This window comes from Streptomyces sp. NPDC051677 (genome assembly GCF_044453465.1).
GTDB lineage: Bacteria > Actinomycetota > Actinomycetes > Streptomycetales > Streptomycetaceae > Streptomyces.
In genome coordinates this window covers 27,494-49,699 of record NZ_JBITCT010000057.1, presented here as the reverse complement: position 1 = coordinate 49,699, position 22,206 = coordinate 27,494, and the positions used below count along the sequence as shown (strand labels likewise).

15 protein-coding genes are annotated in these 22,206 nt (G+C 72.1%); 8 read left to right on the top strand and 7 right to left on the bottom strand.

The annotated features are described in order from the left end of the window. Positions 1-50: 50 nt before the first annotated feature. Positions 51-1,298 carry an Ig-like domain-containing protein gene (locus ACIBAF_RS41770; RefSeq protein WP_399470729.1) on the bottom strand — a complete coding sequence of 416 codons (1,248 nt, stop codon included), beginning with the start codon at positions 1,296-1,298 and terminating at the stop codon, positions 51-53. Positions 1,299-1,666: 368 nt separating this feature from the next. After that, on the bottom strand, positions 1,667-2,914 hold the full coding sequence (locus ACIBAF_RS41765; protein WP_399470727.1) for an Ig-like domain-containing protein: 1,248 nt from the start codon (positions 2,912-2,914) through the stop codon (positions 1,667-1,669). 152 nt (positions 2,915-3,066) lie between these two features. Here ACIBAF_RS41765 and glgX point away from each other — a divergent pair, with 152 nt between their 5' ends. Next, positions 3,067-5,301 carry a glycogen debranching protein GlgX gene (gene glgX / locus ACIBAF_RS41760; RefSeq protein ID WP_399470725.1) on the top strand — a complete coding sequence of 745 codons (2,235 nt, stop codon included), beginning with the start codon at positions 3,067-3,069 and terminating at the stop codon, positions 5,299-5,301. Positions 5,302-5,335: 34 nt separating this feature from the next. Here the strand turns inward: glgX and ACIBAF_RS41755 are convergent, their stop codons facing one another. Genes ACIBAF_RS41755 through ACIBAF_RS41740 form a run of 4 tightly spaced genes read right to left on the bottom strand, consistent with a single transcriptional unit; the run spans position 5,336 to position 8,942 of the window. Further along, positions 5,336-5,992, bottom strand: a complete 657-nt coding sequence (locus tag ACIBAF_RS41755) for a response regulator (protein WP_399470723.1) — start codon at positions 5,990-5,992, stop codon at positions 5,336-5,338. Beyond that, entirely contained in the window at positions 5,985-7,256 is a 1,272-nt protein-coding gene (locus ACIBAF_RS41750; RefSeq protein WP_399470721.1) for a sensor histidine kinase, read from the bottom strand. Before ACIBAF_RS41750 ends, ACIBAF_RS41755 begins: the two co-directional genes overlap by 8 nt. A 25-nt stretch (positions 7,257-7,281) precedes the next feature. Next, complete coding sequence (locus ACIBAF_RS41745) at positions 7,282-8,016, bottom strand: ABC transporter permease (protein ID WP_399470719.1); 735 nt, start codon at positions 8,014-8,016, stop codon at positions 7,282-7,284. Continuing rightward, positions 8,013-8,942: an ABC transporter ATP-binding protein gene (locus ACIBAF_RS41740; protein ID WP_399470717.1), complete on the bottom strand. Its 930-nt coding sequence runs from the start codon at positions 8,940-8,942 to the stop codon at positions 8,013-8,015. Before ACIBAF_RS41740 ends, ACIBAF_RS41745 begins: the two co-directional genes overlap by 4 nt. Before the next feature lie 195 nt (positions 8,943-9,137). Between ACIBAF_RS41740 and ACIBAF_RS41735 the strand changes: the two genes are divergently transcribed. Genes ACIBAF_RS41735 through ACIBAF_RS41720 form a run of 4 tightly spaced genes read left to right on the top strand, consistent with a single transcriptional unit; the run spans position 9,138 to position 16,774 of the window. After that, positions 9,138-11,156: an ABC transporter ATP-binding protein gene (locus tag ACIBAF_RS41735; RefSeq protein WP_399470715.1), complete on the top strand. Its 2,019-nt coding sequence runs from the start codon at positions 9,138-9,140 to the stop codon at positions 11,154-11,156. Then, positions 11,153-13,015, top strand: a complete 1,863-nt coding sequence (locus ACIBAF_RS41730) for an ABC transporter ATP-binding protein (protein WP_399470713.1) — start codon at positions 11,153-11,155, stop codon at positions 13,013-13,015. The genes ACIBAF_RS41735 and ACIBAF_RS41730 overlap by 4 nt, the downstream gene beginning before the upstream one ends. A gap of 37 nt (positions 13,016-13,052) precedes the next feature. Next, complete coding sequence (locus tag ACIBAF_RS41725; RefSeq protein ID WP_399470711.1) at positions 13,053-14,819, top strand: ABC transporter transmembrane domain-containing protein; 1,767 nt, start codon at positions 13,053-13,055, stop codon at positions 14,817-14,819. Next, positions 14,816-16,774 (top strand): ABC transporter ATP-binding protein, encoded by a 1,959-nt coding sequence (locus tag ACIBAF_RS41720; RefSeq protein WP_399470709.1) that lies wholly within the window; start codon positions 14,816-14,818, stop codon positions 16,772-16,774. Before ACIBAF_RS41725 ends, ACIBAF_RS41720 begins: the two co-directional genes overlap by 4 nt. A gap of 6 nt (positions 16,775-16,780) precedes the next feature. Here ACIBAF_RS41720 and ACIBAF_RS41715 read toward each other — a convergent pair whose 3' ends face one another. Then, on the bottom strand, positions 16,781-17,032 hold the full coding sequence (locus ACIBAF_RS41715; RefSeq protein ID WP_399470707.1) for a PQQ-binding-like beta-propeller repeat protein: 252 nt from the start codon (positions 17,030-17,032) through the stop codon (positions 16,781-16,783). 354 nt (positions 17,033-17,386) lie between these two features. Here ACIBAF_RS41715 and ACIBAF_RS41710 point away from each other — a divergent pair, with 354 nt between their 5' ends. The 3 genes from ACIBAF_RS41710 to ACIBAF_RS41700 all read left to right on the top strand — a co-directional run bounded on the left by ACIBAF_RS41710 (position 17,387) and on the right by ACIBAF_RS41700 (position 22,092). Then, positions 17,387-19,435: a M4 family metallopeptidase gene (locus ACIBAF_RS41710; RefSeq protein ID WP_399470705.1), complete on the top strand. Its 2,049-nt coding sequence runs from the start codon at positions 17,387-17,389 to the stop codon at positions 19,433-19,435. A 398-nt stretch (positions 19,436-19,833) separates the two neighbouring features. Next, on the top strand, positions 19,834-21,501 hold the full coding sequence (locus ACIBAF_RS41705; protein WP_399470703.1) for a M4 family metallopeptidase: 1,668 nt from the start codon (positions 19,834-19,836) through the stop codon (positions 21,499-21,501). A 72-nt stretch (positions 21,502-21,573) separates the two neighbouring features. Then, positions 21,574-22,092 carry a DUF1990 domain-containing protein gene (locus tag ACIBAF_RS41700; RefSeq protein ID WP_399470701.1) on the top strand — a complete coding sequence of 173 codons (519 nt, stop codon included), beginning with the start codon at positions 21,574-21,576 and terminating at the stop codon, positions 22,090-22,092. Positions 22,093-22,206: the final 114 nt, after the last annotated feature.

The window sequence follows — 22,206 nt, the reverse complement described above, 5'->3', positions numbered from 1 at the left end:
ACAGGACGTACGGCACCGGGCCCGCTCACCGGATCCGGAAGCGAGGACGGTTACTTCTTCCACTCCGACCAGGGGATGTTCCAGCCGTTGAGGCCGTTGGCCGGGTCGACCGTCGGGTCGGTGGAGTTCTGCACGGTCACCACGTCGCCGACCATGGAGTGGTTGAAGAACCAGGCGGCCGCCACGGAGCTGTCGTAGCCGCCGCGCACGTCCCGCAGGCCGATGCAGCCGTGGCTGGCGTTGTAGTTGCCGAAGGCGTCGCCGCCCCAGTAGTTGCCGTGCACGAAGGTGCCGGAGTTGGTCAGGCGGATGGCGTGCGGGACGTCCTTGATGTCGTACTCGCCGTCGTAGCCGACGGTGTCGCCGTTCATCCGGGTCACGGTGAACTTCTCACTCATGACCATCTGGCCGTTCCAGGTCGCGTAGCCGGGCTTGCCGGTGGTGACCGGGATGGTCTTGACGACCTTGCCCTCCTGCATGACCTTCATCGTGTGCTTCTTGGCGTCCACGACGGACACCTGGTTGCGGCCGATGGTGAAGGACACGGTCTTGGACTGCTTGCCGTAGACGCCCTTGCGGCCCTCGACGCCGTCGAGGTTCAGCTCGACGGTCACCTTGGTGCCGGCCTTCCAGTACTTCTCCGGGCGGAAGTCCAGGCGGTCGTTGCCGAACCAGTGGCCCTCGACCTCGACGGCCGGCACGGTCGTGATCTTGATGGCCTTCTCGACGTCGGCCGGCTTGGTGATGCCGCGCGTGAAGTTGACCGAGAACGGCATGCCGACGCCGACCGTCGAGCCGTCCTCGGGCGTGAAGTTGCCGACGAAGGTGTTCTGCGGGCTCAGCGTGGTGAAGGACGAGTCCTCGGCGGCCGTCCGGCCCTCCGCGTCCTTGGCGACCGCGTGCACCTGGTACGCGGTGGACGCGGCCAGGTGGGTGGCGGGCGTCCAGCCGGCCCCGTCGGCCGAGATCGCGCCGTCGATCTTCCGGCCCTTGGTGTCCTTGACCGTCACCTCGGTCAGCTTGCCCTTGGCGGCGGTGACCTTCAGCGTGCCGCTGGTGTCGACGTCCTTGGCCCCGGTCTTCGGCGCGATCGTGACGACCGCCTCCGACTGCTTGCTCTCGGCGGCGGCGGAAGCCCCCTTGCCGCCCGCGTCCTTGGCGTCGGACCCGGAGTCCGAGTCCCCGCCGCCGCACGCCGTGACGGCCAGCAGCAGGCCTCCGGCGATCAGCGCCAGCCGCTTGTTGCGGCCGCGCGGGCGCCCCCCAACCGACGCCCCCGATATCGGTCGCACGTTCAAAGTCGTTCTCCCCACTCCCCCGGGCCCGACCGGACCCGCACCGCGACGCGTCCCCCGCGTTCGCCGCATATTAACCACAAGGTCAACGGCCTGGACGGGCCAAGATTGTCACCGTTCAGTCCCAACTAGTGCCTGTGCGGCCGATCGGGTCGCAGGACATCGACGGGACTGTTCTGCGCCGGTGAGCGGGGTGTGGTGCGTGCAGCTGCAAGGCGGAGGAGGGCGGCGACGCGGAGCGTCGGCAACCGACGACAACGCCGCAGATGTGCGTGCCACACCCCGCGTCAGCGGCATGATCGGCCGAACAGGTACTAGGACCGCGGGAACGGGGGGAAGGTTGCATGGGGAACGAGGTCATTTCGTCCAGGTCATTTCGCGGCGGCGCCGGCGGTCCACTCCTTCCAGCTCAGGTTCCAGCCGCCGAGGCCGTTGTCGGGGGCGACCTGCTTGTCCTTGCTGTGGACGACCTCGATGACGTCCCCGACGAGACTGCGGTCGAAGAACCAGCCCGCGGGCGTGTCCGAGCTGCCGCCCTTGGTGTCCCTCAGCCCCACGCAGCCGTGGCTGACGTTGGCGTTGCCGAAGACGTCCTCCTCGGCCCAGTAGTTGCCGTGCAGGAAGGTGCCGGAGTTGGTCAGCCGCATGGCGTGCGGCACGTCCGGGATGTCGTACTCGCCCTTGCCGTTCGCCTTCTTGAAGCCGACGGTGGCGCCGTTCATCCGGGTCAGCTCCAGCATCTCGGTCACCACCATCTTGCCGTTGTAGGTGGTGTTCTTCGGCGCCCCGGCGGTGATCGGCACGGTGGTCAGCAGTTCACCGTCGCGCCGCACCTGCATGGTGTGCTGCGCCGCGTCGACCAGGGAGACCTGGCTGCGCCCGACGGTGAACGAGAACGACTTGCGCTGCAGCCCGTAGACGCCGGGCGCCCCCTCGACGTCGCGCAGGCCGAGCGCGACGGTGACACGGGTGCCGGGCGCCCAGTACCGCTCGGGGCGGAAGTCGAGGCGGGTGGCGCCGAACCAGTGCGGCCGGACCTCCACAGCCGGCTCGGCCGTGACCCGTACGGCGCGTTCGACCGCCGCCCGGTTCTCGATCTCCCGGTTGAACTCCAGCGAGACGATCATGCCGGTGCCGACGACGGCGCGGTTCTCGGGGGTGACGTAGCCGATGAAGCGCTCCCCGGGGACGTACGTCGTGAACGTGGTGTGCCGGGCCGAGCGGTTGCCGTCGCCGTCCACCGCCACGACGTCGACGGTGTAGCGGGCGGCGAGCCCGAGCCGGTCGTCGTCCGGCCGCCAGCTCAGGCCGTCCGCGGCGACCTTGCCCGGCACCTCGGCCTCCTGCGCGTCCTGCGAGCGGACGACCTTCACCGACTCCAGCCGCCCGTCGGGCACCCGCACCCGCAGCTCCTCTCCGGGCCGTACGCCCTTGGCGCCGTCCGCCGGGGTGACGCGGATGACGTCCTTCGGGGCCGGGGGTTTGCCGAGCATGCGGTCCAGGCCGCTTCGGCCCTCGCCGCCGGTGCAGCCGGCGGCCCCGGCCAGTAGTCCTGCCCATGTCAGTACGGCGGCCAGTGCGACCCCCGCGCGCCGTGCGCGCCCATGTACGTGCCTCACGGGGTGCCCAACGATCGGGCACGCTCCGGGGAAACGTGAGTGCGAGGGCCGCTCTGGGCAGAAATGGGGGGAGGACGACGTCACGGGGAGCCGCGGCGGGACACCGCGAGCTCTTCGCCCACGTCGTTCCATGAGCCGCGGGAGGCGAGCCGGTGTCCAGCGCAGCCGAGCAGGAGGCGGTGGCGGCGAAGCGCGCCGCGCCGGACACCGTCGTGAACGGTGCGTCGCGCAAGGTGCCGGGCCCACCCGTGCGGCCGGGCGCGCCCACCCCGCTGGGCGCCCGCTTCCGGGTCGGCCCGGACGGCGTCGCGGGCACCAACTTCGCGCTGTGGGCGGGGGGTGCGGAGGCGGTCGAGCTGTGCCTGTTCGACGAGGCGGGACGGGAGACCCGCGCCCCGCTCACCGAGCTCACGCACGAGATCTGGCACGGCTTCGTGCCGGGCGTGATGCCGGGCCAGCGCTACGGCTACCGGGTGCACGGCCGCTGGGACCCGTGGACCGGCGGCCGCTGGAACCCGGCGAAGCTGCTCCTGGACCCGTACGCCCGCGCGGTGGACGGCGAGTTCAGGCTGCCGCCCGAGGTGTACGGGCACGTCCGGGACTGGCCCCAGCAGCAGGTCGCCGACACCGTCCGCGACGAACGGGACTCGGCGCCGCACGTCCCGAAGGGCGTCGTCGTGCACGATGACGACGACTGGGCCGACGACCGCCGCCCGAAGACCCCCTGGGCGGACTCGGTCATCTACGAGCTCCATGTGCGGGGCTTCACGCGCCGGCACCCGGGGATTCCGGAGCAACTGCGCGGGACGTACGCCGGACTGGCGCACCCGGCGGCCGTGGAACACCTGGTGCGGCTGGGCGTGACGGCGGTGGAACTGCTGCCCGTCCATCAGTTCGCCCACGAGGACCATCTGCTGCGCCGCGGTCTGAAGAACTACTGGGGTTACAACTCGATCGGCTATTTCGCCCCGCACGCCGCGTACGCCGCCGCCGGGACGACGGGGCAGCAGGTCGGCGAGTTCAAGCGGATGGTGCGCGCACTGCACGCGGCCGGGATCGAGGTCATCCTCGACGTCGTCTACAACCACACGGCGGAGGCCGGCGAGCTGGGCCCGACGCTGTCGCTGAAGGGCATCGACAACCGCGGCTACTACCGCCTCCAGTCGGACGCCCGCCGCTACGCCGACTACACCGGCTGCGGAAACACCCTGCACGTCGTCCAGCCCCATGTCCTGAGGCTGATCACCGACTCGCTGCGCTACTGGGTGACGGAGATGGGCGTGGACGGCTTCCGCTTCGACCTGGCGGCGGCGCTGGCCCGCTCCATGCACGACGTCGACATGCTGTCCCCGTTCCTCGCGGTGATCGCGCAGGATCCGGTGCTACGGCGGGTGAAGCTGATCGCGGAACCCTGGGACGTGGGCTCGGGCGGCTACCAGGTCGGCGCCTTCCCGCCCCTGTGGACGGAGTGGAACGACCGCTACCGCGACGCCGTACGCGACTTCTGGCGGCACGCGCTGCCGGACGTACGGGAGATGGGCTACCGCCTGTCGGGTTCCAGCGACCTGTACGCGTGGGGCGGCCGGCGCCCGTACGCGTCGGTCAACTTCGTGACGGCGCACGACGGCTTCACCCTGCGCGACCTGGTGTCCTACGAGCGCAAGCACAACGAGGCCAACGGCGAGGGCGACCGGGACGGCACGAACGACAACCGGTCCTTCAACTGCGGGGCCGAGGGCGACACGGCTGACGAACACGTACTCGCCCTGCGGCGACGGCAGTTGAGGAACCTGCTGACGACCCTGCTGCTGTCGACGGGCGTGCCGATGCTGGTCGCGGGCGACGAGCTCGGGCGCACCCAGCAGGGCAACAACAACGCCTACTGCCAGGACAACGAGACCAGTTGGCTGGACTGGGGCCTGCTGGAGGACCCCGGCTGGCGAGCGCTCTTCGACCTCACGTCCCGGCTGATCGCCCTGCGCCACCGGCACCCGGTGCTGCGCCGCCGGGCCTTCTTCTCCGGGCGGGCGCACTCGGCGGACGGGCTGCGGGACCTGGCCTGGTTCACGGAGCGGGGCACGGAGATGACGGAGGGCGACTGGTACGCCCCCGCCGCGACCCTCGGCATGTACCTCTCCGGGCGGGACATCCCCGGCCGGGACGAGCGGGGCGCGCCGATCACCGACGACAGCTTTCTCGCCGTCCTGCACGCCGGTGACGGTCCGGTGGACTTCGTCCTGCCGGGGCCGCCGTGGGCGGAGTGGTACGAGGTGGTCGTCGACACGTCGAGCGAGGAGCAGGGGGACGCGCCGGGGGTGACGCATCCGGCGGGGGCAGCGGTGACGGTGCCGGGGCGGGCGGTGCTGTTGTTGCGGGTGGTGGGGTGAGAGCGGCGAGTTCACGAACCGCCGCGTCGCGCGCTCACCGCCGCCCCCGGCCCAGGATCCCCCGCTCGTACGCCGTCGCCACCGCGGCCGCGCGGTCGTTGACGCCCAACTTGGCGTACAGATGGGTGAGATGGGTCTTCACGGTCGCCTCGCTGATGAAGAGCTCGCGGGCGATCTCCCGGTTGGACGTGCCCTTGGCGACCAGGGTGAGGACCTCGTGTTCGCGGGTGGAGAGAGGCTCGGCCGCGGGCGCCCGGGGCGTGCGGACCGCGGAGACCAGGCGGGTGGCCACGGCGGGCGACAGCACCGTGCGGCCTTCCGCCGCCGCCCTGACCGCCGTGAACAGCTCGTCCCTGGGGGCGTCCTTCAGCAGGTAGCCCGTGGCGCCCGCCTCGATTGCGGGGAGGGTGTCGGAGTCGGTGTCGTAGGTCGTCAGGACCAGGATCTTCGAACGCGCGCCGCGGCGGGTCAGTTCGCGGATGGCGTCCACTCCGCCGCCGCCCGGCATGCGGAGGTCCATCAGGATCACGTCCGGGTCGGCCGTCTGCGCCGTCGCCACCGCCTCCACCCCGTTCGCCGCCTCGCCCACGACCGTGAAGCCGGCGGCGGACTCGAACATGCCGCGCAGACCGTCCCGTACGACGGGATGGTCGTCGACGATCAGCAGGGTGATCAGGGGTGCGTCACTCATGGCGGATCAACGGTACGTGAGCCGACAGCGCGGTGCCCTGCCCCGGGGCGGACTCGACGGTCAGGGCGCCCGCGACGCGTTCGGCGCGGGCCCGCATGCCGTCGAGGCCGAAGCCGCCCGTCCGGGTGCGGGGGCGGGTGCGCACGGCGTCGGGGGCGAAGCCGACGCCGTCGTCGCGGATGTCGAGGATGACCTCGTCGCCCAGGTAGGAGAGGGTGACGCCGACCCGGGTCGCCCCGGCGTGCCGCGACGCGTTGGAGAGGGCCTCCTGGGCGACGCGCAGCAGGGTGGCGGCGATCTCGTCGTGGAGCGGCTCGGCCGTGCCGGTGACCGTGAACTCGGCGCGTACGCCGGTGCGTTCGCCCCATTCGGCGACCGTCTTCTTCAGGGCCTCGGGCAGTCCGTCGTTCTCCAGCGCCACCGGGGCCAGGTTGTGCACGGAGCGACGGGCCTCGCCGAGGCTGTGCCGGGCCAAATCCGAGGCGCGGGCGAGATGGGTGCGGGCGACGGTCAGGTCGGGGGCGTTCGCCACGACCTGGAGCTGCGCGATGATCCCGGTCAGGCCCTGGGCGATGGTGTCGTGGATCTCGGCGGCCAGCCGCCGGCGCTCGTCGGCGACCCCGGCTTCCCGCGCCTGGACGAGGAGTTGGGCGTGCAGGGCGGCGTTCTCGTCGAGGGCCTGCTGCAACGCCGTGTTGGTGCGCTCGAGTTCGGCGATGGTCGCGTTGCGCTCGCGGGCCCGGTGCGTCTCCTGCTCGGTGAGGTGGGCGACCACCATCTGCAGACCGGAGTTGGCGATCAGCAGGGCGGCGAAGACGGCCCACTGGACCGCGCTTGCGAACGGCATCCCGCCGGCCTGCGCCCCGGCCACGGTGACCGCGCTCGCGAGCAGTCCGAGCCGCTGCCACCGCCTGCCCGGGATCGTCTCGTCCGCGTCCATGTAGCCGGCGGCGGCGTAGAACGCGAAGAACGGGTTGATCCAGGTGAGGGTGAAGGCCAGGGCCCAACGGACGACGTAGTACACCGTCCCGGCCGGGGACGGCGTCCGGCGGCGGTCGGGCCTGCCGGGACGGGTGCTGTGCCACCACAGCTGGAGCACGACCGCGGCGCAGAGCAGGGCCCAGCCGGTGTACCACTTGGCCAGGGGGGCGTGCGGGTCGGCGGTCGCGAGCGCGGGGACGACGCTGATGCCGAGCAGCCCGTACGGCCCCCAGGTGTGGAACTGGTCCCAGCGCCGGTCGATCTGCGTGTCCACCGCGGTCATGTCCCCAGTCTGCACGGCGCCGCCCCTACTCCCAGCGGAACCAGCGACGGGCGGCGCCCGTCAGCAGCAGGATCCACACCACCAGCACGCCGAGGTGGCTCCAGCCCGGCCAGTGCCCGGCCGCCGCCTGGTTCAGGGCCTGTGCGGCCGCCCCGAAGGGGGTGCAGCCGACGATCCGGGCGAGGACGTGCGGCATGGTCTGCACCGGCGCCCACACGCCCGCGCAGAACATCGACGGGAAGAACACGGCCGACCCGATCGCGCCCGCGATCTTCGTCGTGCGGGACAACGCCGACACCACCGATCCGAGTGCGAGGGCGACGAGGACGGCCAGCAGCAGGGCCAGGGCGTATCCGAAGCCCTGCTTCGGCACGGGTACGTCGAAGCCGAGCCGCCCGACCACGAGGACGAGCAGCGCCGACGCCAGGGAGGCGCCGCCGTAGACCAGCATCTGCGCGGACAGCAGGGTGTTCGGACGTACCGGCGTGGTGGCCGTGCGGCGCAGGATGCCGCGCTCTCGGTAGCCGGTGAGGGTCTGCGGCATCGACTGCAGGCCGCCGACGATCAGGCCGAGCAGCACGGCCACCGGGACGTAGACGTCGACGGTGCGCAGCCCGCCGAGGTCGGCCTGGTGCTGCCGGAAGGACGGGATGGAGCCGAGGATCACCAGGAGCAGGGTCGGGAACAGCAGGATCCAGAAGAGGGCGCCGGGTTCGCGGCGGAAGAGGCGGACCTCTGTCTTCAGTACGGCGGTGCTCATGCCGCTGCCCCCTTCGTGGCGTCTTTCGTCGCGCCATTCGTCAGGTCGAGGAACGCGTCGTCGAGCGTGGCGTCGGACACGCGGAGTTGGTGGGCGGTGATGCGGTGGCGGGCGAGGAGGGTGATGACGGCGTTGACCGTCTCGTCCGTGCCGGCGAGCGTGACGCGGCCGTCCTTGTGCTCGATCGAGGCGAGGGCGGGGAGCGCGTTCAGGTCGCGGTCGTCGAGGGGTGCGGAGGGCGTGAAGCTGATGACGGTGGCCCCGGCCGAACGCCGGATCAGTCCCGCCGGGGTGTCCAGTGCGGCGACCCGCCCCTTGTCGATCACGGCGATCCGGTCGCACAGCCGCTGGGCCTCCTCCATGAAGTGGGTGACCAGCAGGACCGTCACCCCGCCTGCCCGCACGTCCTCGATGAGCTCCCAGGTGTCGCGCCGGGCGCGCGGGTCCAGGCCGGTGGTCAGCTCGTCCAGGACGACGATCCGCGGGTCGCCGATCAGGGCGAGCGCGATGAACAGGCGCTGCTTCTGGCCGCCGGAGAGCTTCGCGAACCGGGTGGAGAGCTTCGGGGTCAGGCCGAGGCGTTCGGCGAGCGGACGCCAGTCGAGCGGTCTCGGGTAGAAGGAGGCGTACAGCTCCAGGGCCTCCCGGACGGTGAGTTTGGGCTGCAGTTCGCTCTGCTGGAGCTGGGCGCCGAGGACGCGGGCCACGCGCGCGTGGTCGGCGACGGGGTCGAGGCCGGTGACCCGGACCCGGCCCGCGTCGGGCGCGCGCAGACCCTCGACGCACTCGACGGTGGTGGTCTTGCCGGCGCCGTTCGCGCCGAGGATCCCGAAGATCTCGCCCTCCTCGACGGCGAGGGACACGCCGTCGACGACCGCACGGCCGTCGTAGGACTTGCGCAGCTCGGTGACTTCGATGACGGGCATGCCACCAGGTTTCCGGCCGGCGCCGGACCCGCACATCGGCCGGCTCGCTCGAACGGACATCAGCCGATCGGTGGATACGGCGGTACGACACCTCGAACGCACGGCTCGAACACGCAGGTCGTAGGACCAGCGTCCGAGCGGGGTCCGGCCAAAACTCGGTGGGCGTTGTCAGTGCCGGTCCGTAGGCTCGCGGTGATGGCCAGTACACGTGCAACCACCACCCCCGACCGCTCCGCCGTACGCTCCCTGCTGCGCCTGTGGCCGTATGTGCGTCCCGCACGGCTACGGCTGTTCACGGCCGCTTTCGTCGCCGTGCTCGCCTCCTGTACGGGCCTGGTGATCCCGCTCGTCCTGAAGTGGATGGTGGACGGTCCCGTGGCCGACCGGGACACGGCCGGCGTCTGGCTGGGCGCGCTGTGCCTGCTGCTGCTCGGGTTCGCGGAGGCGCTGCTGTTCGGGGCGCGGCGCTGGCTGGTGGCGCGTCCGCTGTCGCACGTCGAGGCGGAGATGCGGGCCGAGCTGTACGCGCGGCTGCAACGGCTGCCGGTGGCGTTCCACGACCGGTGGGCGTCGGGGCAGCTGCTGTCCCGGGCGACGGCCGACCTGGGGCTGCTGCGCATGTTCCTCGCCTTTCCACTGACGTTCCTGCTGGTCAACTCGGTGACGATCCTTCTCGGAGTCGTCATCATGCTGATCCAGGACTGGACACTCGGGCTGGTCATCCTCGGGCCGGCCATCCCCGTCGTCGTGATGTGCGTGTACTTCGAGAGCCGGTACGCGGTCGTGGCGCGGCGCGCCCAGGACCAGGTCGGGGACCTGACGACGGTGGTCGAGGAGAGCGTCCTCGGGATCAGGATCATCAAGGGCTTCGGCCGGCACCGCAGCCAGGCGCGGGCCTTCCGGGAGCTGTCGTCGACCCTGCGCGGCACCGAGCTGAGCAAGGCGCGGCTGCTGGCCACGATCTGGGCCGTCATCGTGACGCTCCCCGAACTGGCGATCGGGGCCGCGCTGGTGCTGGGGGCGGTGCAGGTGGCGGACGGCGAGCTGTCCGCGGGCACGCTGGTCGCCTTCCTGTCCACCGCGCTCGCCCTGCGCTGGCCGGTGGACTCCATCGGGTTCCTGCTGGCGATGAGTCAGGAGGCGGCCACGGCCACGGAGCGGTACTTCGAGGTGATGGACGAACTGCCGGAGGAGCCCGCCGATTCCGCCGATTCCGCCGATTCCGCCGATTCCGCCGATTCCGCCGATTCCGGCGGTTCCGGCGGTTCCGGCGGTTCCGGCGGTTCCGGCGGTTCCGGCGGTTCCGGCGGTTCCAGCGGTTCCGGCGGTTCCGGCGGTTCCAGCGGTTCCGGCGGTTCCGGCGGTTCCAGCGGTTCCCTTGATCCCGCCGATCCCGCTGTTCCCGCCGAGCCCGCTGTTCCCGCGCCGTCCGGGGCCGAGGGCGGCGGGCTTCGGTTCCACGGCGTCACCTTCCGCTACCCGGACGCGGCCCCCGACTCCCGGCCCACCCTCGACGGAGTCGACCTGCACATCCGGCCCGGTGAGTCCATGGCGCTGGTCGGGGCGACCGGCAGCGGCAAGACCACCCTCACGGCACTCGTCCCCCGGCTGCACGAGGTGACCGCCGGGCGCATCACCCTCGACGGCGAGGACATCACCGCGATGCCCCGCGAGGAGCTGCGCGCGCGGGTCGCCGTCGCCTTCGAGGAACCGACCCTGTTCTCCGCGAGCGTCGGGGAGAACGTCCTCATGGGGGCGGACGACCGGGCGGGCGCCGACGAGCTGGAGCGGGCCCTGGAGGTGGCACAGGCCGAGTTCGTGCGCGCGCTGCCGCAGGGCGTCGACACCCAGGTCGGCGAGCAGGGGCTCAGCCTCTCCGGCGGGCAGCGGCAGCGGCTCGCGCTGGCCAGAGCCGTGGTCGGACGGCCCCGGTTCCTCGTCCTCGACGACCCGCTCTCCGCGCTGGACGTGCACACCGAGGCCGCCGTGGAGGCCGCGCTGCGGCAGGTCCTCGCCGACACCACGGCGCTGATCGTGGCCCACCGCCCGTCCACCGTGCTCCTCGCCGACCGCGTCGCCCTGCTGTCCGACGGGCGCGTCACCGCCGTCGGCACCCACCACGAACTGCTGCGCACGAACGCCGAGTACGCCCACCTCATGTCCGGAGACCAGTCCCCCACCCTGTCCGGGGAACAGGAGGCCGACCGCCGATGACCGCCCCCGCCACCGCCTCCCCCGCCACCGCCGACGACGACCAGGAGGCCCCCCTGCGGGCTTCCGCCGACGACCCCTTCGACCGGGACGTCCTGCCCACCCCGCCCGGCGCCACCGGCGCGCTGCTGCGTTCCCTGCTGGCCCCCATGCGGGCGCGCGTCGCCCTCACCACCCTTCTGCTGCTGCTCCAGCAGGCGGCCGTGCAGGCGGGCCCGCTGCTGGTGGCGTACGCCATCGACCGCGCCGTGCCGGCGTTCCGGGCCGACGACCGGGGCCCGCTGGTCGCGGTGGGCGCCGGCTATCTGCTGTGCGCGCTGGCCTCCGGCGCCCTGCAGTACGCGTTCCTGCTCGTCTCCGCCCGCGTCAACCAGGACGTGCTGCTTGACCTGCGGGGCCGGATCTTCCGGCACGCGCAGGCGCTGAGCCTGGACTTCCACGAGCGCTACACCTCGGGCCGGCTCATCTCCCGCTCCACCAGCGACGTGGAGGCCCTGCGCGAGCTCCTCAACGAGGGCCTCCAGGAACTCGTGACGGTCGTGCTGTCCTTCCTGTTCATCTCCGCGATGCTGCTCTGGCTGGACCTGGGCCTGGGCGCCGTCGCGGTGGCGTCGTTCGTGCCGCTGTACCTCCTCGTCCGGGGCTACCGGCGGCGCGCGGGCCGGGTGTTCACCGCCCGGTCCACCGCGATCGCCGCGGTGATCGTGAAGTTCGTGGAGACGATGAACGGCATCCGGCCGGTGCGCGCGTTCCGCCGCGAGGCCGTCAACGAGGCCGGCTTCCGGGTCCTGAACCGGCGGCACGAGCGGCGCAACGGCGACGCGCTGCTGGAAATGGCCCGGTACGTGGTCGGGTCGCGGCTGGTCGCCAACACGGCGGTCGCGGCGATCGTGCTGTGGGGCGCCATGCGGGTCGCGGACGACTCGCTGGAGCTGGGGGTGCTGGCGGCGGCGGTGCTGTATCTGCGGCGGCTGTACGACCCGATCGACCGGCTCGGCATGTTCCTCAACTCCTACCAGTCGGCGGCCGCCTCGCTGGAGAAGATCGCCGGCCTGCTCGCGCAGAAGCCGTCCGTGCCGGAGCCCACGGCGCCGAAGGAACTCCCGGCTCTCGCAGGCGAGCAGCCCGGCCGGGAGGTCGTGTTCGACGGGGTCTCCTTCGGCTACCGCACGGGCGGCGAGGTCCTCCCCCGCTTCGACCTCGCCCTCCCCGCCGGGCAGACCGTCGCCGTGGTCGGCTCGACCGGCGCCGGCAAGTCCACGCTGGCCAAGCTGCTCGCCCGCTTCTACGACCCCTCGCAGGGCCGGGTGCTGCTGGACGGGGTCGACCTGCGCGAGCTGCCCGTGCCCGAACTGCGGCGCGGGGTGGTGATGGTGACGCAGGAGGCGTTCCTGTTCTCCGGCACGGTCGCCGAGAACATCTCCATCGGGCGGCCGGACGCGAGCCGGGAGGACATCGAGCGGGCCGCGAAGGCGATCGGCGCGCACGAGTTCATCAGCGCCCTGCCCGACGGCTACGACACCGACGTCCGCAAGCGCGGCGGCCGTATCTCCGCCGGACAGCGCCAACTGGTGGCGTTCGCACGGGCGTTGCTCGCCGACCCGGCGGTGCTGATCCTCGACGAGGCGACCAGCTCGCTCGACGTCCCGGGCGAGCGCGCGGTGCAGGCGGCGATGACGACGGTGCTGAAGGGCCGTACGGCGGTGGTGATCGCGCACCGGCTGTCGACCGTGGAGATCGCCGACCGGGTCCTGGTCATGGAGCACGGCCGGATCGTGGAGGACGGCGGCCCGGCCGAACTGATCGCGGGCGCCGGCCGGTTCGCGGATCTCCACCGGGCCTGGCGGGACAGCCTGGCCTAGGCGCTCAGGGGGCAGCGGGGGACGGAAGGACGAGTGGATGATCGACGCGTACGAGGATCCCGGCACGCCCGACTGTCGCGGCGGCTGGGCGTACCTGGCGTGGCTGGTCCGCCGCCAGCCGGGGCGGTCGCTGACCGGGGCGGTGCTGGCCAGCGTCTGGATGGTGCTGATGGCGGTGGAGCCGTACCTGCTGTCGAGGGCCGTGGACGACGGGCTGGAGCCCGGTGACACGGCCGTGCTGGCGGGCTGGACGGCGGCCATGGTCGCGGTGGGCGCGTTCAACGCGTGGGTGAGCATCATGCGGCACCGCACGATGACGCGGGTGCGGATGGACGGCTTCTTCCGGACCGTCAAGGTCGTCGTCCGGCAGACGGTGCGGCTGGGCGCCGGGCTGTCGCGGCAGGTGGGGACCGGGGAGGTCGTCACCATCGGGGTGGGCGACGTGCACACCATCGCGAGCTCGCTGACGGTGATCGGACCGGGCGTCGGCTCGGTCGTCGTGTACGTGTTCGTCGCCGGGCTGCTGCTGTCCGTGTCGCCGCTGCTGGCGGCGGTGGTGCTGCTGGGGATGCCGGTGATCGCGGTGCTGGTCGGGCCGCTGATGGCGCGGCTGCAGGGAGCGGAGGCGGAGTACCGGGAGCGGCAGGGCGTGCTCACCGCGCGGATCGGCGACCTCGCGGGCGGGCTGCGCGTGCTCAACGGGCTCGGCGGCAAAGGGCTGTTCGCGGACGCCTTCAACCGTGACTCGCAGCGGCTGCGGGCCCAGGGCTACCGGGTGGGCGCGGTCACCAGCTGGATGCAGGCGCTCGGGATGGGCCTGCCGACGCTGTTCCTCGCGGTGGTGACCTGGCTGGCGGCCCGGCTCACCGCCCAAGGGGAGCTGACGGTGGGCGAGTTGGTGTCGGTGTACGGCTATGTCGCCGTCCTGGTCGGCCCGGTGGCGTTCCTCGTCGACATGGGCTACGAGCTGAGCCGGGGCGTGGTGGCCGCCCGGCGGGTCGTGCGGCTGCTGCGGCTGGAGCCCGCCCCGGACACCGGGACCGTCGACGCGCCCGTCGAGCCGGCGGTGCTGCACGATCCCGGGTCGGGGCTGCGCGTGGCGCCGGGCCGGCTGACCGCGCTGGTCGGCGCGCGGCACGCGGAGGTGACGGCCGTCGTGGACCGGCTCGGCCGGTACGGCCCCTCGGACGCCACCTGGGGCGGGGTACGGCTGGACGCCATGCCGTTGGAGCAGGTCAGGGCCCAGATCCTGGTCGCCGACCATGAGGCCGACCTGTTCGCGGGAAGCCTGCGCGAGGTGGTCGCCGGACGAGGTGAGCCCTCCCCGGCGGACCTCGGGCGGGCGGTGCGGGCTGCGGCGGCCGACGACATCGTGCAGGGCCTGGCGGAGGGGCTCGACTCGCCCGTGAGCGCGCAGGGCCGCAGCCTCTCCGGGGGCCAGCGGCAGCGCGTCCGGCTGATGCGGGCGCTGCTCGCCGATCCCGAGGTGCTGCTGGCCGTCGAGCCCACGTCGGCGCTGGACGCGCACACGGAGGCGGCGGTCGCGCGGCGGCTGCGGTCGGCGCGGGCCGGCCGGACGACGGTCGTCACCACCACCTCCCCGCTGGTCCTCGACCAGGCCGAGGCCGTGCACTACCTGGTCGACGGGAAGGTCGCGGCGACCGGCCGCCACCGCGACCTGCTGGAACGGGAGCCTGGCTACCGGGAGTTGGTGGCGCGGGACGCCGATGAGCCGGATGACGCCGATGAGCCGGATGACGCCGATGAACCGGATGACGCCGAAGCGAAGGAGGCCCTGCGGTGACGGTGACCGACGGGGCTTCGGGCCGGCTGCCGGTCGCCGAGGCCGCCGACGTGCGCCGGGCGGCGGCCCGGCTGGTACGGGCCGACGGGCGGGCGTTCGTGGCCGTCCTCGCCCTGAACGTGCTCGCCGCCGCGGCCGGGCTCGCCGGGCCGTGGCTGCTGGGGCGGATCATCGACGAGGTGCGGACCGGTCACGGCACCGGGCCCGTGGACCGGCTGGCGGCGGCCATCCTGGCCTGCGCCGCCGCGCAGTTGCTGCTGGCGCGCTGGGCCCGGTACGCGGGGCACCGGTTCGGCGAACGCACCCTCGCGCGGGTGCGGGAGGAGTTCGTCGGCCGGGCGCTGGCGCTGCCCGCGTCGGTCGTGGAGCGGGCCGGGACCGGGGACCTGACCACGCGCGGCACGGCCGACGTGGCGGCCGTCGGCACCACGCTGCGGGACGCCGGGCCCGAGCTGCTGGTCTGCACGGTGCAGGCGCTGTTCACGCTCGGCGCCGTGTTCGTGATCGATCCGCTGCTCGGTGCGGTCGGGGTGCTCGCGCTGACGCCGATCTGGTTCGCGCTGCGCTGGTATCTGCGACGGGCGCGCGCCGCGTACCTCGCGGAGGGCGCGGCCACCTCCGAGGTCGCCGAGATCATCGCGGCCACCGCGTCGGGGGCGCGGACGGTGGAGGCGTTCCGGCTGCGGGAGCGGCGGACGGCTGCGGCCCTGGACGCGCTGGAGACCTCGCGCCGCACCCGCTTCCGCACGCTGTACCTGCGCACGGTGTTCTTCCCGGTGGTGGAGGTGTCGTACGCGCTGCCGGTGGCGGGCGTGCTGCTGCTGGGCGGGGCGCTGCACGCGCGCGGGGCGATGAGCCTGGGCGCGGTGGTGGCGGCCGCGCTGTATCTGCGGCAGTTCACCGAGCCCCTCGACCAGATCCTGATCCGCGTCGAGCAACTGCAGAGCAGCGGCGCCTCGTTCGCCCGCGTGGAGGGCCTGGCCCGGGCGCCCCGCGCCGAAGCGGACGGCGCGGCGCCCGTTCCGGCGGACGACCGGATCGACGTCACGGGCGTGCGGTACTCCTATGAGCGTGGCGGCGAGGTGCTGCGCGGCGTCGATCTGACGGTGCGGCCCGGCGAGCGGCTCGCCGTCGTCGGCCCGTCCGGCGCGGGCAAGACGACGCTGAGCAGACTGCTCGCGGGCGTGGACGCGCCGAGCGCGGGCACGGTGACGGTGGGCGGGGCGCCGGTCGCCGACCTGGCGCCCGAGACGCTGCGCCGGCAGGTCGTCCTGGTCACCCAGGAACACCACGTCTTCCTCGGCACCGTGCGCGACAACCTGCTGATCGCCGAACCGGCCGCGGCCGACGAGGAGTTGTGGGCGGCACTGGCCGCGGTGGGCGCCGCCGACTGGGTCCGTGAGCTGCCCGGCGGCCTCGACGCCGCGCTGGGCGAGGGCGGTGGCGGGAGTGGGGGCGACGGCGGAAGCGGGGGCGACGGCGGCGGTTGCCGTACGGACGGCTCGCAGGCCCAGCAACTCGCCCTGGCCCGGGTGGTGCTGGCCGACCCGCACACGCTGATCCTGGACGAGGCGACGGCCCTGCTGGACCCGACGACCGCCCGGCACACCGAGCGCGCCCTGGCCGCCGTCCTGAAGGGCCGCACGGTCATCGCGATCGCCCACCGTCTGCACACCGCGCACGACGCGGACCGGGTCGCCGTGATGGAGGACGGCCGCCTCACCGAACTCGGCACGCACGAGGCGCTGGTGACGGCGGACGGCCCGTACGCGGCACTGTGGCGGACGTGGCACGGGGAGGACGGCGACCACAAGGAGCGCGGGAACCACGGGAATCACGGGGAGCACGGGGAGCACGGGGAGCACGGGGAGCACGGGGAGCACGGGGAGCACGGGGAGCACGGGGAGCACGGTAAGAGCGCCGACGGCCACGACAGGTCCCGGGGCCTGCCCTGAAGCCCGTCACGCCGTCACCGCGTACAGATCGCCGTTCTCACTGCCCACGAAGACCACCCCGTCGGCCACCACCGGAGACGAGAACACCCGGCCGCCGGTGGGAAGCTGCCAGCGTTGCCTGCCGGTGCCGGCGTCCACCGCGCACATGCGTTTCGCGTTGCTTCCTATGTAGACGACGTCGCCGGACACGGCGGGTGCCGACGCCCCGACCCCTCCGGAGGGAAACGTCCAGCGTCGTTTGCCGGTGCCGGCGTCCACCAGGGGGAGGGCCGGAAACCCGGAAGGGCCGGAAGGGCCGGAAGGGCCGGAAGGGCCGGAAGGGCCGGAAGGGCCGGAAGGCATCAGAAGACGCACGGTCCGTATATCGAACATGAACTCCCGGACAACGAACCATTTCCGGCCAAATTCCTGACGCGCTCCTGACAGACAGCGCAATCCACTGCCACTCTTCCCACTGCTACTTCACAGCAACCCCACAGTCGCACGCGTTCGATGTGCACGCTCCACGTACCGCCTTTGTTCTGCGTACCGCCTTTGTCGTGCCCGCACGGCTCACCCGCCGTCGGGTCTCCCCTGGCCGCGTGACCCGTGGCCGCGCAGAAGGAGTCAGTGTTGAGCAGCAGTCCCTCTCGCAGACGCACCCCCCACACCACCCCCCGCCGTGCCGCGGCCGTCGCCCTCGTCGGCGTCTCCGCGCTCATCGCCGCCGCCGTGCAGTCCGGCGCCGCGACCGCCGCCCCGGAGAAGGCGCCGCAGGCTGCGGTCAAGGGCAACGCGGCCCACGCGGCGCTCGCGCTCTCCCCCTCGCAGCGCACCGAGCTGATCCGCGACGCGGACGCCGCCAAGGCGCAGACCGCCGCGTCCATCGGCCTCGGCTCGCAGGAGAAGCTGGTCGTCAAGGACGTCGTCAAGGACGCCGACGGCACGCTGCACACCCGCTACGAGCGCACCTACGCGGGCCTGCCGGTCCTCGGCGGCGACCTGGTCGTCGACACCGCCGCGTCGGGCGCCACCAAGGGCGTCATCAAGGCGACGAACGCCGCCATCAAGGTCTCCGGGCTCAGCCCGAGCGTCACCGCGGCGGCGGCCGAGCAGCAGGCGGTCAAGCGCGCCAAGGCCCTCGGCGGGACCAGCTCCGCTGCCGACTCCGCGCCCCGCAAGGTGATCTGGGCGGCGAACGGCAAGCCCACCCTGGCGTACGAGACGGTCGTCGGCGGCTTTCAGGACGACGGCACGCCGAACCAGCTGCACGTCATCACGGACGCGGCCACCGGCGCGAAGCTCTTCGAGTACCAGGGCATCAAGACCGGCATCGGCAACACCCAGTACAGCGGCCAGGTCACGCTGACGACGACCCAGTCGGGGTCGAACTACACGCTGAACGACGGCGCGCGCGGCAACCACAAGACGTACAACCTCAACCGCGGCACGTCCGGCACCGGCACGCTGTTCTCGCAGACCAGCGACACCTGGGGCAACGGCACCACGTCGAACGCCGCCACCGCGGGCGCCGACGCGCACTACGGCGCCGCGGAGACCTGGGACTTCTACAAGTCCTCCTTCGGCCGCAGCGGCATCAAGAACAACGGCGTCGGCGCCTACTCGCGCGTCCACTACGGCAACGCGTACGTCAACGCGTTCTGGGACGACACCTGCTTCTGCATGACGTACGGCGACGGCTCCGGCAACGCCGACCCGCTGACCGCGCTCGACGTGGCCGGCCACGAGATGAGCCACGGCGTCACCTCGAACACCGCGGACCTGACCTACAGCGGCGAGTCCGGCGGCCTCAACGAGGCGACCTCGGACATCTTCGGCACGGGTGTGGAGTTCTTCGCCAACAACGCGTCCGACGTGGGCGACTACCTCATCGGCGAGAAGATCGACATCAACGGCGACGGCACCCCGCTGCGCTACCAGGACAAGCCCAGCAAGGACGGCTCGTCCAAAGACAGCTGGTACTCGGGCCTCGGCAACCTCGACGTGCACTACTCGTCGGGCCCCGCGAACCACTTCTTCTACCTGCTGAGCGAGGGCAGCGGCGCCAAGGTCATCAACGGCGTCAGCTACAACTCGCCCACCTCGGACGGGCTTCCGGTCACCGGCATAGGCCGCGACAAGGCGCTGCAGATCTGGTACCGGGCGCTGACGACGAAGTTCACGTCCACCACCAACTACGCGAGTGCCCGCACCGGCACACTGGCGGCGGCCGGCGACCTGTACGGCACGACGAGCGCCGAGTACACGGCGGTGCAGAACGCGTGGGCGGCCATCGCGGTCGGCTCGCGTCCCGGCGGCGGGGGCGGGGGCGGCACCTCCTTCGAGAACACCGCCGACGTATCGATTCCGGACAACGGTGCGGCGGTCACCTCGTCGATCACCGTCTCCGGGCGCACGGGCAACGCGCCGTCGAACCTCGCGGTGGCGGTCGACATCGTCCACACCTACATCGGTGACCTCCAGGTGCAGCTGGTCGCGCCCGACGGCACGGCGTACACGCTGAAGGCGTACGGCACCGGCGGGAGCACGGACAACCTCAACACCACGTACACGGTGAACGCCTCCTCCGAAGTCGCCAACGGCACCTGGAAGCTGCGGGTCCAGGACAACGCGGCCCAGGACACCGGCTACATCAACAGCTGGAAGCTGACCTTCCCGTAGGCCGCGGGCCCGCAGGGGCGCAGGGGGCCGCGCACAGCGGCCTGCGCTCGGGCCACGGGCAGCGGCATGCACTGCGGCATGCACTGCGGCTTGCACTGCCGCTTGCACAGCCGTCCGACAGGCAGGGCACAGGGCGCCGTCCCAGGGGTTCGATCTCCCCGGGACGGCGCTCCCTTTTTACCGGCCGCTTACCGACGCCCTGTTGGCCCTTTACCGAGGTCAACTCCGTTTACATTCCAGCAACGTTCACCAGACAGTCGACTTTCAGCCAACATCACTTGGGGGTCCTGACATGTACGCGCCTTGATGTCACTCTTCCTTCACCCGCCGCACAACTTCACACCCGTCACGGACGGCCGCCCCACGCCGCCCGGACCCCCCACATCCAAGGAGCTTGTGTGACCTCCCTCTACGCGCGTCACAAGCGCACCACTCTGGCCATCGCCACCGCCGTCGCGGCCGGAGCCCTGGTCACCACCGGTCTGACCGCCGGTACCGCTGCCGCCCAGACCCCGGCGGAGTCCACCGGCAAGGCGATCCCGCTGGCCGCTCCGGTCCAGCTGTCGGCCGCCGCCCGCACGACGCTCATCCAGCAGCAGCAGGCCGACGCGCCCGAGACCGCGCAGGCGATAGGCCTCGGCGCCAAGGAGAAGCTGGTCGTCAAGGACGTCGTGAAGGACGTCGACGGCACGGTCCACACCCGCTACGAGCGCACCTACGCGGGCCTGCCGGTCCTCGGCGGCGACCTGGTCGTCCACGAGTCCGCCGGCGGCGCGACCCAGAGCGTGACCAAGGCCGTGTCGGCCACCATCAAGGTGCCCACGCTGACCCCGCAGGTCGCCACCGCCAAGGCCCAGAAGCAGGCGCTGACCGCCGCCAAGGCCGCGGGCTCCGAGGCCGCCACCACCGACCAGGCTCCCCGCAAGGTGATCTGGGCCGGCAACGGCAAGCCGACCCTGGCCTACGAGACGATCGTCGGCGGCCTCCAGGACGACGGCACCCCGAGCAAGCTGCACGTCATCACCGACGCGGCCACCGGCAAGAAGCTCTTCGAGAACCAGGCCATCGAGACCGGCACCGGCAAGAGCCTCTACTCGGGCACGGTCACCCTCAACACGACCAAGTCGGGTTCGACGTACCAGCTGACGGACAGCACGCGCGGCAACCACAAGACGTACAACAAGGCGCACAGCGACACCGACTCAGCCGGCACCCTGTTCACCGACGCCGACGACACGTGGGGCACCGGAGCCGCCTCCAGCTCCAGCACGGACCAGACCGCGGCCGTCGACGCCGCCTACGGCGCGCAGACCACGTGGGACTTCTACAAGTCCGCCTTCGGCCGCAGCGGCATCAAGAACAACGGCGTCGCCGCCTACTCCCGCGTCCACTTCGACAACGCGTACGTCAACGCGTTCTGGGACGACGACTGCTTCTGCATGACGTACGGCGACGGCGACGGCAACAACCACCCGCTGACCGCCCTCGACGTGGCCGGCCACGAGATGAGCCACGGCGTCACCTCGAACACCGCGGGCCTGAACTACTCGGGCGAGTCCGGCGGCCTCAACGAGGCCACCTCGGACATCTTCGGCACGGGCGTGGAGTTCTTCGCCAAGAACGCCAACGACGTCGGTGACTACCTCATCGGCGAGAAGATCGACATCAACGGCGACGGCACCCCTCTGCGCTACATGGACAAGCCGAGCAAGGACGGCAGCTCGGCGGACTACTGGTCCTCCGGCGTCGGCAACAAGAACGTCCACTACTCGTCGGGCGTGGGGAACCACTTCTTCTACCTGCTGTCCGAGGGCAGCGGCAGCAAGACCATCAACGGCGTGACCTACAACTCGCCGACGTCCAACGGCTCCACGGTCACCGGCATCGGCCGGGACAAGGCGCTGCAGATCTGGTACAAGGCGCTGACGACGTACATGACGTCGACGACGAACTACAAGGCCGCCCGCACGGCGACCCTGAACGCGGCGTCGGCCCTGTACGGCGGCACCAGCAGCACCGAGTACAAGACGGTGGCGGCGGCCTGGTCGGCGGTCAACGTCTCGTAGTTGTCCAGTAGTTGAGACAGGGCGGCACCCGGGACGAAGGCATCCCCGGGTGCCGCCTTACGCTTGGGCCCCATGTCTCCCCAGGACTTCACCTACACCGACGTCGGCGCGACCCGCGACCGCCCCGGCTTCTGCCCGCCGGGCTTCCATCCCCTCCACGTCCGCACCCGCCTCGGCGAGGGCCACGAGGTCTTCCGCCGCGCCGCGGAAGCCGTCCTGACCTGGGAGATGCACCGAGCCCTGGGCGTCGGCATCGACGCCTCCGCGGAACGCGCGGCCCCGGACGTCGACGTCACGGTCACCCTGGCCGGCCTCATCAAGGCCCCCTGCCGCGTGGTCTGGACGGTGGACGAACACCGCCGCGCCGGCTGGGCGTACGGCACGCTCCCCGGCCACCCCGAGTGCGGCGAGGAGTCCTTCGTCGTCGACCGCACGGGAGACGGCACGGTCTGGCTGACGGTCTCCGCCTTCAGCCGCGCCGCGAAGTGGTACGCGAGGGCGGCCGGCCCCGCGACCCGGGGCCTGCAGCAGGCGTACGCGCGGCGGTGCGGGGTGGTGTTGCGGGGGTTGTGCGGGGGCGAGGAGTCGTAGACCAGGGCGGTCCGAGGCGGTCCGAGGCGGTCCGAGGCGGTCCGAGGCGGTCCGAGGCGGTCCGAGGCGGTCCGAGGCGGTCCGAGGCGGTCCGAGGCGGTCCGAGGCGGTCCG

Bases quoted from the DNA above. Each gene is read 5' to 3' on its own strand.
- ACIBAF_RS41755 (WP_399470723.1), bottom strand. From the start codon at position 5,992: ATGAGTGACGCACCCCTGATCACCCTGCTGATCGTCGACGACCATCCC.
- ACIBAF_RS41750 (WP_399470721.1), bottom strand. From the start codon at position 7,256: ATGACCGCGGTGGACACGCAGATCGACCGGCGCTGGGACCAGTTCCAC.
- ACIBAF_RS41745 (WP_399470719.1), bottom strand. From the start codon at position 8,016: ATGAGCACCGCCGTACTGAAGACAGAGGTCCGCCTCTTCCGCCGCGAA.
- ACIBAF_RS41740 (WP_399470717.1), bottom strand. From the start codon at position 8,942: ATGCCCGTCATCGAAGTCACCGAGCTGCGCAAGTCCTACGACGGCCGT.
- ACIBAF_RS41735 (WP_399470715.1), top strand. From the start codon at position 9,138: ATGGCCAGTACACGTGCAACCACCACCCCCGACCGCTCCGCCGTACGC.
- ACIBAF_RS41730 (WP_399470713.1), top strand. From the start codon at position 11,153: ATGACCGCCCCCGCCACCGCCTCCCCCGCCACCGCCGACGACGACCAG.
- ACIBAF_RS41725 (WP_399470711.1), top strand. From the start codon at position 13,053: ATGATCGACGCGTACGAGGATCCCGGCACGCCCGACTGTCGCGGCGGC.
- ACIBAF_RS41700 (WP_399470701.1), top strand. From the start codon at position 21,574: ATGTCTCCCCAGGACTTCACCTACACCGACGTCGGCGCGACCCGCGAC.